The 13,474-nt window shown below is 65.2% G+C and carries 12 protein-coding genes and 1 pseudogene; all 13 read left to right on the top strand.

Going from position 1 to position 13,474, the window contains the following annotated elements; all coding sequences use genetic code 11:
• Window positions 1-157 precede the first annotated feature (157 nt).
• The 13 genes and pseudogenes from ON40_RS14185 to ON40_RS14130 all read left to right on the top strand — a co-directional run bounded on the left by ON40_RS14185 (window position 158) and on the right by ON40_RS14130 (window position 13,464).
• Complete coding sequence (locus ON40_RS14185; RefSeq protein WP_040822697.1) at window positions 158-442, top strand: hypothetical protein; 285 nt, start codon at window positions 158-160, stop codon at window positions 440-442.
• Window positions 439-1,590, top strand: a complete 1,152-nt coding sequence (locus ON40_RS14180; protein ID WP_040822695.1) for a thiolase family protein — start codon at window positions 439-441, stop codon at window positions 1,588-1,590. The genes ON40_RS14185 and ON40_RS14180 overlap by 4 nt, the downstream gene beginning before the upstream one ends.
• 2 nt (window positions 1,591-1,592) lie before the next feature.
• Entirely contained in the window at window positions 1,593-2,060 is a 468-nt protein-coding gene (locus ON40_RS14175; protein WP_174435040.1) for a Zn-ribbon domain-containing OB-fold protein, read from the top strand.
• Window positions 2,057-3,391: an aromatic ring-hydroxylating oxygenase subunit alpha gene (locus tag ON40_RS14170; protein WP_174435034.1), complete on the top strand. Its 1,335-nt coding sequence runs from the start codon at window positions 2,057-2,059 to the stop codon at window positions 3,389-3,391. Before ON40_RS14175 ends, ON40_RS14170 begins: the two co-directional genes overlap by 4 nt.
• A 2-nt stretch (window positions 3,392-3,393) precedes the next feature.
• Window positions 3,394-3,927 (top strand): aromatic-ring-hydroxylating dioxygenase subunit beta, encoded by a 534-nt coding sequence (locus ON40_RS14165; RefSeq protein ID WP_373281903.1) that lies wholly within the window; start codon window positions 3,394-3,396, stop codon window positions 3,925-3,927.
• A 57-nt stretch (window positions 3,928-3,984) separates the two neighbouring features.
• A complete protein-coding gene (locus ON40_RS14160) occupies window positions 3,985-5,538 on the top strand; it encodes a class I adenylate-forming enzyme family protein (protein ID WP_040822691.1) in 1,554 nt (517 codons plus the stop codon).
• Window positions 5,539-5,547: 9 nt separating this feature from the next.
• Window positions 5,548-7,077 (top strand): annotated as a pseudogene (locus ON40_RS54575) (AMP-binding protein); the annotation flags it as partial.
• A gap of 75 nt (window positions 7,078-7,152) precedes the next feature.
• Window positions 7,153-7,947, top strand: a complete 795-nt coding sequence (locus ON40_RS54570) for an enoyl-CoA hydratase/isomerase family protein (RefSeq protein ID WP_245567856.1) — start codon at window positions 7,153-7,155, stop codon at window positions 7,945-7,947.
• Window positions 7,948-7,984: 37 nt separating this feature from the next.
• Complete coding sequence (locus ON40_RS14150; protein WP_040822689.1) at window positions 7,985-9,502, top strand: aldehyde dehydrogenase; 1,518 nt, start codon at window positions 7,985-7,987, stop codon at window positions 9,500-9,502.
• Window positions 9,503-9,527: 25 nt separating this feature from the next.
• Entirely contained in the window at window positions 9,528-10,727 is a 1,200-nt protein-coding gene (locus ON40_RS14145; RefSeq protein WP_040822688.1) for a thiolase family protein, read from the top strand.
• Window positions 10,728-10,766: 39 nt separating this feature from the next.
• Entirely contained in the window at window positions 10,767-11,678 is a 912-nt protein-coding gene (locus ON40_RS14140; protein ID WP_040822686.1) for an alpha/beta fold hydrolase, read from the top strand.
• Between the two features lie 14 nt (window positions 11,679-11,692).
• Window positions 11,693-12,277: a flavin reductase family protein gene (locus tag ON40_RS14135; protein WP_040822684.1), complete on the top strand. Its 585-nt coding sequence runs from the start codon at window positions 11,693-11,695 to the stop codon at window positions 12,275-12,277.
• Window positions 12,278-12,288: 11 nt separating this feature from the next.
• The gene (locus ON40_RS14130) at window positions 12,289-13,464 is read left to right on the top strand and encodes an acyl-CoA dehydrogenase family protein (RefSeq protein WP_040822682.1); all 1,176 of its coding nucleotides are present in this window, start codon (window positions 12,289-12,291) and stop codon (window positions 13,462-13,464) included.
• Window positions 13,465-13,474: the final 10 nt, after the last annotated feature.

The raw sequence follows: 13,474 nt of genomic DNA, 5'->3' as shown, positions 1-13,474 counted from the left end.
GAACTGGGAGATCGTTGAGTCTGTTGGATGATCCTCATCGATCGACACCATTGTTTCTGACACTCGCATACGATATGCATATGGGGGTGGGTACGTCGATCGCCGCCGCGAGGTGAGTGGGTCGACCGCCTGCTGGTCATCGAAAGAGTTGAGGTCAATGTCTGACGAAGAAACGGTTCGCCGCCCGGCGAGGCGGCGCGAGCTGGCGCAGTTGTCCAACGAGTTCGCGGTGGTCCGTGTCTCGCTCGACGACACGGGCAACGGTCCGCGCCTGCTGGTCGAGGATGCCGAGACCGGCGACCACATCTTCCTGTCGCCGCTCGAGTTGGCGAGTCTGTGCCTTGCCACCCCCGAGGATCGCGAGGACTGGATCCGTGTGGGCAACTACCGCGACGAGCGTCGAGATCGGTCACTGGGCCCGATCCGGGGATCCGTGCGATGACCGCTCCCGCGATCGTGGGCTTCGGAATGACCGAGATGTCGTTGAAACCCGGCGCATCCCCACTGGAGCTTGCCTGTACCGCGACTCGCTCGGCGGTGAACGACGCCGGTCTCGAGCTGTGCGACATCGACGGCTTGCTGGTCGGCTCCTCCCAGGGCATTCGTCCGGACCGCCTCGGAGTGGCGTTTGCCTCTCAGGGCGGGTTCGCCGATCTGCGACTGCTCGAACACGTCGAAATCAAAGGCGCGACCAGCATCGCGATGATTCAGCACGCACGGATTGCCGTCGCATCCCGAGCGGCTCGGGCGGTGGTCTGCGTATTCGCCGATGCGCCCCTGGTAGCGGGCAGGGCCGCAGGCTCGACGTACGCACACAGCGGTGGTCACAGCGGTGCGCGCGGCCTCGAACGCGCATCCGGGGTGCTCGGCTCCGTACCGACCTATGCGCTGCTGACCAACCGCTGGATGCACACCAGCGGGGGAAGCGCCGACGATCTCTGCGCCGTCGCCACCACCACCCGCGACTGGGCGCAGCGCAACCCCGACGCCGTCGTGCGTTCCCCACTCGACCGCGACGGGTACTACGCCAGCCCGATGATCGCCGACCCCCTGCGCAGACTCGATTGCGCACGACCGGTCAACGGCGCCGTCGCGGTCGTCGTTGCGACAGACCCGGCCATCGGCGCCGGCTCACGGGTCACGATTCGGGGCGCCGGGCGCGATCACCCGGTTCGTCACCGCCGGTCCGGCGGCGAATCCTGGTTCGGCGGTGGCCGCCGTGCCGTGGACGACGCACTGGCAGAAGCCGGAATGACCCGCGCCGACCTCGATACCGCCCAGCTCTACGACCCCTTCTCGGCGGTGACGCTGATGTTGCTCGAGGAATATGATCTGGCCCGCGGTGCCAGGGCCGGTGACTTCGTCCGAGCCGGCGAAACCGGCCCGGGTGGCGTACTGCCGACCAATACCGGTGGCGGCCAGCTCTCCGGTTTCTACCTCCAGGGGATGACGCCGTTGTCCGAGGCTGTCGTGCAACTACGCGGTCACGGCGGCGAGCGTCAGGTGGACGGCGCGACGACGGCCCTGGTCGGTGGTATCGGTGGCCGCATCGACCACCACGCGGCACTCGTACTCGAGCGTGCCGCATGACCATGACCACCGACACCGACGCCTCGACAGACTGGCTTCTCGACGACGGGCTGGCGCCACAGTCCGACGGGGATCCGATGGCCCCGCTGTATGACGGAGCAGCTCGCGGCGAGCTGGTGCTGCCCTTCTGCATCGGCTGCGACTGCCCGCTCGACCTCGAACAACAGGTCTGCGATCGGTGCGGATCGTTCGAAAAAGCCTGGCGATCAACCGAACTCGTCGGAACGGTCCACTCGTCCACCCTGATGCACCGACTCGAAACCGGATTGGTCAGGACGACCACGCCGTACCCGATCGTCGATGTGGAACTGGCCGGTGGTCACCGGTTGATCATGACGACGATCGACCCCACCTCGACGGCGCCCCGAATCGGTGACGCCGTGATCGTCGGATTTCGCACTCTCGGCGGCGTCTCGATTCCCGCCGCACGCATCATTGCCGCTCCACTCGATACGGAGGCCCGCTCATGAGCACACTCGAACCGACGGTGGCTCACTCGGCGTCGCTGCACACCGCGACGAACCACACCACGAAGAACGCCGACACGTTCGACGTCGCAGATGTTGTGCAAGGGGACCGAGTGCACGGATCGGTGTACACCTCGCCGGAGATCTTCAAGCGGGAAATGGACACCATTTTCCGCACCGGTTGGGTGTATGTGGCCCACGAGAGCGAAGTGAGCGAGGAGGGGGATTACCTGACTCGCGTCATCGGTCACGATCCCGTCGTCGTGGTGCGCGGCAAGGACGGCGTCGTACGCGTTCTGCTGAACCGTTGTTCGCATCGTGCGAACAAGCTGTGCAACGCGGAATCGGGCAACGCCAGCAACTTCCGGTGCCCCTACCACGGTTGGACCTTCTCCAACGACGGCTCGCTGGCCGCGGTCCCCATTCGTAACGGTTACGGGGACGCATTCAAGAAGGTGCGCTCGGAACTGGGGATGGCCGAGGCGCCACGCGTCGACAGCTACGGCGGTTTCCTGTTCGCATCGCTGTCCGCTGACGGCGTGTCGCTGAAGGAACATCTCGGCGGGGCCACGAGAGCGATCGACCGTGTCCTGGACTTGTCTCCCACCGGCACGATCGACCTGCGGTCGAACTGGATGAAGCACCTGCACCACGCGAACTGGAAGATGGTGGTGGAGAACAACGTCGACGGCTATCACGCCCTGTTCACGCACGCGTCGGTCTACGACGCCATCAAGCCCGCCAAGGTCTCGCACATTCCCTCCAAGGTCGAGGTGGTCGTGCGCGATATCGGCGACGGGCACTCCGAGATCGACTACTCCGCCGAATACCGAAAGCTGGACGAGGAATTCGTCTGGTACGGGCGCACACCACGGGAGAAGCTGCCGGAATACGTTGCCGCGCTGGAGAAGGCGCACGGCGTGGAGAAGGCGCACGACGCGCTCGTGGTGGGCCCCGCGCACACCCTCATCTGGCCGAATCTCTTCCTGGCCGAGATGAACGTGATGTACGTCGAGCCCATCGATGTGGACCGGACGATCGCGTACACCACCGCGGTGATGATCCCCGGACAGGACAAGTTGAACGAGCGCACACTGCGTCGCTCCGAAGGCGCAATGGGGCCCGCCGGTTTCCTCATCGCGGACGACGGCGAGATCGGGATGCGCAACCAGGCCGGACTCGCTGCGCGGAAACCCGAATGGCTCCGCCTGTCGCGCGGCCTCGAGACCGACGAGACCGACGAGACCGGGATCGTCAACAGCGACAAGAGTGCGGAAACGCCCCAGCGCGGGTTCTACCGCCAGTGGGCCGCCGTTGTGGGACAGGAGATCTGACCGTGGTGACCACCGAAGACAGCACAGCAACCTCCGCGGCCGCCGATGTCGCGCGCACGTTCACACCGCTGCCCGCGCCGGACGCCGACGTGGCCGGCTTCCTGTATCTGGAGTCCCGCCTCGCCGACGAGGGACGGTACTCCGAGTGGGAATTGCTGTGGGCCGATGACGCGCTCTACTGGGTGCCGATGCATCCGGATACCGATCCGCGGACCCAGCTGTCCTACATCTACGACAACCGTCGGCGCATCAAATCTCGTGTCGCGCAGCTCAATACCGGAAACCGGCACTCGCAGACGCCACCGTCGGTCATGCGACGCACATTGAGCAACATGGAGGTGCTGGAGTCCACCTCCGACACGGTGACGGTGGGTTCGAACTTCGCGGTGTTCGAGTACCGCCACACCCAACGCATCTGGGCCGGGCGGGTGATCCACACCGTGCGTCGCATCGGCAGCGGGTTCGAACTCGTTTCCAAGACAGTGCATCTCGTCGGTGCGGGGGGACCGCTCGACACTCTCGCCTTCCTGATCTGACCCGACTACCCGATACACCGAAGGTGTGAACCTTCCCGAAAATACTTGCGAGGAACTGTGCTGGTAGGTGACATTCCGCGGAACAACGCGCGACGTTGTCCCGATAAGACCGCAGTCGTCGAGGGCGGACGCACGCACACCTGGTCGCAGGTGGACGAGCGGTCCGGCCGGTTGGCCCGATATCTCGTCGACCAGGGCTTGCGGAAGGGCGACCGCGTGCTCGTGCTCGCCCGGAACTGTCTGGAGTGGCCCGAAGCGACGTTCGCGTTGGCCAAGGCGGGATTGGTCGCGGTGCCGGTGAACATACGCCTGGCGCCCGACGAGTTGGCACACGTGCGCGACGATTCCGGGGCACGCGTGGCAATCGTGCACACCGACCAGATCGAGCGGTTCGGCGGTGAGCTCCGCGATCTCGACCTGATCGTCAGGATCGGCAGCGACGACGACCCGAATACCGCTGTCGGACAGGAATACGACGCCGCCCTCCGCCAGGGTCAGCATGCCGTGTTGCCGTCCGTCGACCCGGACGACATCTTGTTCCTGCTCTATACGAGTGGCACCACCGGCAGGTCCAAGGGTGTGGTGAACACGCACCGCGCACTGCTCGCGCAGGCGGTCGACACCAATCTCGTCACCGAGGGGAACCGGTCGGACGTCTTCCTGGCCACCACACCGTTCTTCACGGCGGGCGGGATGGTCCGTACCGTGTCGTGGACGTACCTCGGTCAGACCATGGTGATTCACAAGAAGTTCGACCCGCAGGCGGTCATCGACGAGATCGAGCGCAGCGGAATCACATTCACCACATTCATTCCGACGATGCTCCAGCGCACGCTGCGCATCCTCGAGGACGGCCCGGCTCGCGACATGTCGAGTCTGCGCCGGATCAGCTACGGCTCGTCACCGGTCCCTCCCGGGCTGGCGCGTAGGGCGATGGACCTGCTCGGTTGCGACCTGCAGCAACGGTACGGGCTCACCGAATGCGGTGGCCAGGCGACGATCCTCACGCCGCAGGACCACAGAGATATGGTCGCGGGCAAGACGTCGATCCTCACCTCGTGCGGTCAGGAGACGCCGATGGTCTCGATACGCATCGTCGATGCCGACGGCGCGGAGGTCCCGGCCGGTGAGATCGGTGAGATCGTCATCGAATCCGACGCCAACGCGCTCGGTTACTGGAACCGGGCCGAGCAGACCGCGCAGACCTTCCGGCCCACCGGTCTGTGGTCGGGCGATCTCGGATTCCTCGACGAGGAGCGGTACCTGCACATCACCGGTCGTAAGACGGACATGATCATCTCGGGCGGATTCAATGTCTATCCGGCGGAGATCGAACGCGTCATCGGACACCACGGTGCCGTGGAGATGGTGGCGGTCGTGGGTGTTCCGGATCCCGAATGGGGCGAAACTCCCGTCGCGGTCGTGGTTCCGCGCGGCGACATCGACACCGATGTGGTCACCGGCGAACTCACCACGCTCTGTCGAGCCGAACTCGCCGGCTACAAGCAGCCTCGGCGTTTCGTGTTCCGAACCGAATTGCCGCTGGGTCCGGCGGGCAAGATCCTCAAGCGCGTCATCGCCGACGAACTTCGCGCGATCGCAGCCGAATAGGGGCCCGCGATGAGTGATGTGGTGGACAGTGTCGGCCGTGCTGCACCCGACGAGATGCTGCGCGCGGCGACGGTGTGGGAGTTGGTCGCCGAACGAGCCGAGGTGAGTCCCGAGGCGGAATTCGCCGTGGACGAGCACCGTCGGCACTACACGTTCGGTGGCTTCCGGGAACTGGCCGACGGTATCGCGGCGACGCTGTACGCGCGCGGGGTTCGGCCCGGAGACGTGGTGTCGTGGCAGCTGCCCAACAGCGTCGAGACCATGGCGATGGCCGCCGCGCTCTCCCGTCTGGGTGCGATACAGAACCCGATCATTCCTGTTTTGCGCGATGCGGACGTCGAGTTCATCACCGACCAGGTGCGGGCGTCGTTGTTGATCGTTCCGCGCGAGTTCCGTGGATACGCGCACGGCGAGATGGCGCAACGGGTGCGGGCCTCGGTCGAGGGGCTCGAGGTACTGATCGTCGACGATGCCTGGGAACTGGGTGATCCGGCACAACTACCGCCACGCGAGTGGTCGGACCGAGGCGAGGACGAGATCGATTGGATCTTCTACACGTCCGGAACCACGGCCGCTCCGAAGGGGGTCAAACACACCGATCGCGGATTGATCGCTGCCGCAAGGACATTCGTATCCAACCTCGAGGTCGGACCGGAGGACCGCTGTGCGGCCTTCGTGCCCATTGCCCACGTCGGGGGCATCGCGCACATTCTGCACGCGTTCCTCATCGGGCATGCGCTGATCGTGAGCGCTGTATTCGATCCGGAACGCAATGCCGATCAACTCATCGAGGGTCGCGCGACGCTGGTGGGGTCGGGTCTGCCGTTCACCAACGAGTACCTGCGGATCGCCCAGGAGCGCGGAGCAGCGCCGCTGTTCCCGTATTCGCGAGCCACCCTCGGAGGTGGTTCCGGTAGGCCGGCATCGCTCAGCGACCGGGCGAGGGAGTTGCTCGGGGGTGTGGGAATCATCTCCGGCTACGGGATGACCGAGTGCCCCTACATCACGTGGGGCACCCCACACGATACTCCCGTCCAGCACGCGGAATGCGAGGGCATCCCCGGTGCAGGCGGCGAGGTGCGCATCGTCTGCGATGGCGAGCGGGTCGCGGACGTCGGTGAGATCGGCGAAATCCGTGTCCGCGGGCCACAACTCTTCCGTGGGTACGTCGACAGTGCGCTGGATGCGGATGCACTGGACGCACACGGTTTCTTTCGCACCGGCGACCTGGGCTGTCTCGACGGCGACGGCCGGCTGGCGGTGACGGGACGGATCAAGGACATCATCGTGCGGAAAATGGAGAACATCTCCGCCCGTGAGGTCGAGGAGACGTTGATCAATGATCCGATGATCGCGGATCTCACCGTGATCGGCCTTCCGGATGCGGTGTCGGGGGAGCGGGTGTGCGCGGTCGTGGTTGCGGCCGATCACAGCAACCCGCCGACACTGGAGTCGGTACAGAACTACCTGCGGACCACCCCGCTGAACATTCGCAAATTCCCCGAACAGGTCGAAGTGGTGGATGCCATTCCTCGCAATCCGCTGGGAAAGATATCCAAACCCGCGCTGCGACAGCGATACATCGCCCGGAACGCCGACGAGAAGGTGGCCGCCATGACCTCCGAGGGTGACCTCACCGAGTTCACCACCATCGAATTCGAGGTGGCCGACCACATCGCGACGATCACCTTGAACCGGCCCGATCGCATGAACTGCTTCAACGAGGTCATGGCCGGGGAGATGGTTCGGGTGTGGGCGCGAGTCCGGGACGACGACGACATCCACGTGGCAGTGCTGCGCGCCAACGGAGAGCGCGCCTTCTGCACCGGAGTCGATCTGAGCGCGGGTGCGTGGTGGGCGGATCGCAACCGGTGGATTCAGGAAGATCCGGGAGTGTCGCTCGGGCCGCGGCAGCAGCGTGTCTGGAAGCCGGTGATCTGCGCGGTGCAGGGCATGGCCGCGGGTGGGGCGATGTATTTCATCAACGAATCCGACATCGTGATCTGTTCCGACGACGCGACGTTCTTCGATCCGCACGCCAACGGTGGCATGGTCTCCTCGTTGGAGCCCATCGGAATGCTCGCTCGCGGCGTCGCGCTCGGCGAGGTGATGCGATGGGCGCTGCTCGGTAGCGACGAACGTATGACCGCGGACACCGCACTGCGGGCCGGGATCGTCACCGAGGTCACGCCGGCATCCGAACTGAGAACCCGCGCGCATCAGCTGGCGACCGAGATCGCCGCGCGTCGCCCCGAGGCAATCCAGGGAACTGTGCGCGCGATCTGGGAGTCCATCGATATGACGCCCTCGATGGCGCTGCGAAACGGCTTGTCGTACACGCAGATCGGCAATCGGGGTGAAGGTCGCACCGACTCGCGCAAGAACAAGCGCGCACCTCGTTTCCGGTGAGTTGCGACGAGCGTGAGGTCTATCAAGGAGATTCGAAGTGAGTAGCAGTAGAAGTGGATCCTCCGCAGCAGTCTCTACCGAGACCGAGCTCGCTCGATTCTCGTTGCTGATCGGCGGAGTGGACGTCGAGTCGGAATCCGGGCGCACCTACGACAGCACCGACCCGTATACGGCAGCGCCGTGGGCGAGAGTGTCCGACGGCTCGGCCGCGGACATCGACCGTGCGGTCGAGGCCGCCCGTGCCGCGCTCGACGGGCCGTGGGGTCGATCGACGGCAACGGCTCGCGGAAAACTGCTGTGGAAACTCGGCGACATCATCGCTCGCGAAGCCGAGAACCTGGCCGAGCTCGAGGTCCGCGACGGCGGAAAACTGTTGCGCGAGATGTCCGGTCAGATGAAGAGCCTGCCGGATTACTATTACTACTACGCCGGCATGGCCGACAAGCTCGAGGGCGCGGTCGTTCCGACCGATAAGCCGAATTACCTGGTCTACACCAAGCATGAACCGGTGGGGGTCGTCGGCGCGATTACGCCGTGGAACTCGCCGCTGCTGTTGCTGAGCTGGAAATTGGCAGCCGGCCTTGCCGCCGGGTGCACATTCGTGGTCAAGCCGAGCGACTACACACCGGCCTCGACGGTCGCATTCGCGAAGCTGTTCCAGGAGGCCGGTTTCCCGCCGGGCGTGATCAACGTCGTCACCGGCTGGGGGCCCGAGACCGGGGCCGCGTTGGCCGCGCACCCCGGCGTCGACAAGATCGCGTTCACCGGATCGACCGAAACCGGAATCAAGGTGGGCCGGGCCGCTCTGGGGAACATGACCCGGTTCACCCTCGAGCTCGGCGGAAAATCGGCCCAGGTGGTGTTTCCCGACGCAGATCTCGACGCGGCCGCCAATGGAGTGATCTCCGGAATCTTCGCGGCTACCGGCCAGACCTGCCTTGCCGGTAGTCGCTTGCTGGTGCACGAAAGCGTTGCCGAGGAACTGGTCGCCAAGATCGTCGATCGGGCCTCGACGATCGTGCTCGGCGACCCGAAGGATCCGAAGACCGAGATGGGCCCGGTATCGAACGAGCCACAATATCGAAAGGTGCTCTCGCACTTCGAATCCGCCAGGGAACAGGGCGCCACGATTGCCTACGGCGGTGAGGCATCGGATGAACTCGGCGGATACTTCGTCAAGCCCACGGTGCTGACGAACGTCACCTCGGACATGCGCGCGGTGGTCGAGGAGATCTTCGGTCCCGTGCTCGTGGTCTCGACGTTCACCGACGAGGACGAGGCCGTCGCCGCTGCGAACGGAACGGAATTCGGCCTGGCAGGGGCGGTCTGGACCAAGGACGTCCATCGTGCGCACCGGATCGCCGGTCGGCTGCGCGCGGGAACCGTCTGGGTCAACGCGTATCGCGCGGTCTCGCCCAGTGTGCCGTTCGGTGGCGTCGGATCCAGCGGTATCGGCCGCGAGAACGGCATCGGCGCAGTCCAGGACTTCACCGAAACCAAGGCCATCTGGGTGGAACTGACCGGCGCGACGCGCGATCCGTTCACGCTCGGCTGACATCACCACTGCGAAGGGTAGAACTATGGCGGACAAGATCGATGCGGTCATCGTCGCCGGTGCGCGCACCGCGATCGGCACGGCGTTCAAAGGCGCGCTGCGCGATACCAGCGCGATGGAACTCGCCGAAGTAGTGATCGGGGAGGTGTGTAAGCGCTCCGGTCTCGATGGCTCGCAGATCGACGACATCATTCTCGCCGAGTCCAATTACGGCGGCGGCGACATGGCCCGGCACGCGGCCGTGGTCCTCGGCATGCCGCAGGTGCCCGGCCAAGCCGTCAATCGGCACTGCGCCGGTGGCCTGACCGCGATCGGTAACGCCGCCGGCCAGATCATCTCCGGTGCCGAGCGGGCGATCATCGCCGGAGGTACGCAATCGACATCGACGAGCCCGATCCAGACGTGGCGTACGCCGGGGCGGGTCGACGAGTTCACCGAGAAGTGGATGCCGCCGACGCATCCCGATACGGTCGAAGCGCCGAACATGGACATGTCCATCACGGTCGGCTGGAACACTGCCAAGGAAGTCGGCCTCACGCGGGAAGAGTTGGACGCCTGGGCATTCCGGTCACATCAGCGCGCGGTCGCCGCCATCGATGCGGGCACCTTCGTCGACGAGATCGTGCCCGTCCGGGTACGCCAGGCCGACGGCACCCGCACGGAGTTCAGCGTCGACGAGCATCCTCGACGCGACTCCAGCCTGGCAAAGCTTGCGAGCTTGAAGGTGCTGCACCCTGAGATCGACGGCTTCTCGATCACCGCCGGCAATGCCAGCGGCGTGAACGACGCGGCCGCCGCTGTCCTGGTGGTCGGCAGTGACCTCGCCGCCGACCAGGGACTACCGGTGCTGGCGACGGTCGAGGCATGGGCCGCAACGGCGATCGACCCCGCGCTGACGGGACTGGCCGTCCTGGATGTCATTCCCAAGGTTCTCGATCGCGCGGGTATCGGTATCGCGGATGTGGCTCTGTGGGAGATCAACGAGGCGTTCGCCTCGGTGCCGGTCGCAGCGTGCAAGAAGCTCGGCATCGATGAATCGCTCGTCAACGTGAGCGGCAGCGGTTGCAGCCTCGGACATCCGGTGGCCGCGTCGGGCACTCGAATGGTCATCAGCCTGATGAACGAATTGGGACGCCGCGGTGGCGGATACGCCGTCGCTGCGATGTGCGCGGGTGGTGGCCAGGCCGGTGCCGTCGTACTGAAGGTTCCCGCGGTAACGAAGTGATCATCTCGGCCGCAAGGCTCCGGCGCGAAGGGCGACTCGATGAACGTTGAACCGGACACTGTCGACCTACCGGGAGCAGGTGTTCGCCTGTGCGCCGATAGGTGGGAACCGGTGCCGGGTGACGCGGCGCCCCGTGGCATCGTGCTGCTGCTGCACGGGGGCGGGCAGACCCGCCATTCATGGCGCACGACAGGTGAACGACTCGGGCGTCGAGGCTGGATCGCGTACGCGGTGGATCTGCGCGGACATGGCGACAGTGAGTGGGACACCGCCGGCGACTACGGAATGCCGGTAATGATCGAGGATGTTCGGCTCATGGTTTCCCATGTGCGGCAACGCAATCCGGGGCTCGGAATCGCACTGGTCGGCGCATCGCTCGGTGGCAAGGTGGCGCTCATCGCGATGGGGGAGGACCCGAAGCTGGCCCAGGCTCTGGTGCTGGTCGACATCGCGGTGCGGGTGGAACAGGCCGGCGGAAAGAGGGTGCGCGACTTCATGCGCAGTGCACCCAACGGATTCTCCTCCCTCGAGGAGGCGTCCGCGGCGATCTCGGCCTACAACCCGCGCCGGCCACGACCGAAGAACCTGGAGGGACTGAAGAAGAACCTGCGGCTGCGCGATGGGCGCTGGCACTGGCACTGGGACCCGCGCGTGATGTTCCCCGTGGACGCCGAGAACCATCCCGACACCCCGGTCAGCGCCGTCATCTATGAACGCTCGAAGCGTGCTGCTCGAAGGATTTCCGGTCCCGTCCTGCTGGTCCGGGGTAAGGAGTCGGATGTCGTTTCCGACGACGGGGTCGTCGAGATGCGCGAATTGATCCCGCACGCACAGGTTGTGGACGTCCGAGACGCGGGCCACATGGTTGCCGGAGACGACAACGACATCTTCACCGCGAACCTGCTCGACTATCTCGACTCCGCCCTCGAACCCTCCGAATCGTACTTGTAGAAAAGAGAATTCCCATGTCCTACGATCCCGCAGTCGCCAACCGTGTCCTCGCCGGCCTGCGCCCGTTTCCCGTGGCCATCACCACTGTCGACGGCGGATTCGCCAACGGCCTGATGTCCTTGTCGGCAGGCTCGGCGAGCATCATTCCCGAGGCGCCTCGCGCAACGATCAGCCTGACCAAGTACAACAAGACCCACGACATGGTCTCGAACTCGGGCATTTTCGTCATGCACATGCTCAGTGCCGAAGACGAGCAGGTGCACAAGTCACTCGAGATTCTGATGACGCTCGGCGGTAGCTCGGGCCGTGACGGCGACAAGATCGGCAAACTTCGTACCAAGACCGGCGTGACCGGCGCGCCGATCCTGCTCGACGCGCACAGCTACGTCGAGGCTCGCGTGATGGGCACGCTCGATGTCGAGGAGAGTTCGATCTTCGTCGGTGACGTCGTCGCGACGGAGATCCTCAACGAGGGCCAGCGTCTGCGGATAGGTGATGCGTGGAGCAAACTGCCTGCCGAGTGGATCGCCCAGTACGACGCGAACCATGAACCACAGCTCGCCAACGCTCGCGCCCGCCGGTTCGGCGCGAAAGCCTAGGTACGGCGTCGATGACGACCATCGAACAGAAGTCCGTCACGGGTGCCTGGGAGCTTCCGGAGGAGTTTCGGCTGCTCCGCGAGACGGTGCGCCGATTCATGGAGACCGAGGTACGTCCGCTCGAGGACTCCCTCGCGCACGATGTCGCCGGTCTGCCGCGCGCACAGCTTCTTCCGTTGCAGGCCAAGGCGCGTGCTCTCGGGCTGTGGGCGTTGCAGACTCCCGAGGAGTTCGGCGGCGCCGGACTCAGCGTGCTGGGTCAGGCGGTCGTTGCGGAAGAAGCGGCGAAATGCCGTATGGGAGCCTTCTTCCCAGCTCTCGGTGCTTTCGGCGGGAACCCTCCGAACGTCATGTTCAAGGCGAGCCGAGCGCAGTTCGAGAAGTTCGCGCGGCCGATCATCGATGGCACGATGACCAAGGCGTACACCGCGATCAGCGAGGCGTCCGGTGGCTCCGACCCGGCTCGCGCCATCAAGCTCAGAGCGGTTCGCGACGGTGATCACTACGTGCTCAACGGCAGCAAGATGTGGACTTCGCATGCGGAGAACGCGGACTGGGGCGTCGTCTACGCGCGTACCGGTGAAGGCCGCGGCGGCATCTCGTGCTTCATCGTCGAGAACGGTACTCCCGGACTGACGTTCAGCCGCATCGGTGTGGTCGCCTCGTTCTCGCCGTATGAACTGCATTTCGACGATGTCCGCATTCCGGTGAGCAATCTCGTCGGCGAAGAAGGCGGCGGATTCTCGCTGGCCAGCGACTTTCTCGTGCACAGTCGAATCATCTACCCGGCCGGGCCGATCGGAATCGCCCAGTCGGCACTGGACATGGCGTGCCGATGGGCCAGGGATCGCGACGTGTTCGGCGGAAAGCTGGCCGATAAGCAGGGAATTCAGTGGATGCTGGTCGAGTCGGAGGTGGAATTGCGTGCCGCACGCCTGCTCGTGTACCAGGCGGCCTGGAACGCCGATCTGGGCAAGGACGTCAAGGTCGACGCCTCGATCGCGAAGATGTACGGCACCGAGAAGGCATACGACGTGGTCGACCGCTGCATACAGATTCACGGAGCGCTCGGGCTGTCCGATGAGCTGCCGTTGGAGCGGTGGTTCCGGGATCTGCGGGTCAAACGGCTCGGGGAGGGGGCGACCGAGGTGCAGCGCGTCGTCGTAGCGCGAGAGCTGTTGAAGTGAGCGAACATAC

The organism is Nocardia jiangxiensis NBRC 101359 (assembly GCF_000308615.1).
GTDB classification, from domain to species: domain Bacteria; phylum Actinomycetota; class Actinomycetes; order Mycobacteriales; family Mycobacteriaceae; genus Nocardia; species Nocardia jiangxiensis.
This window is presented reverse-complemented; position numbering and strand designations above follow the sequence as displayed.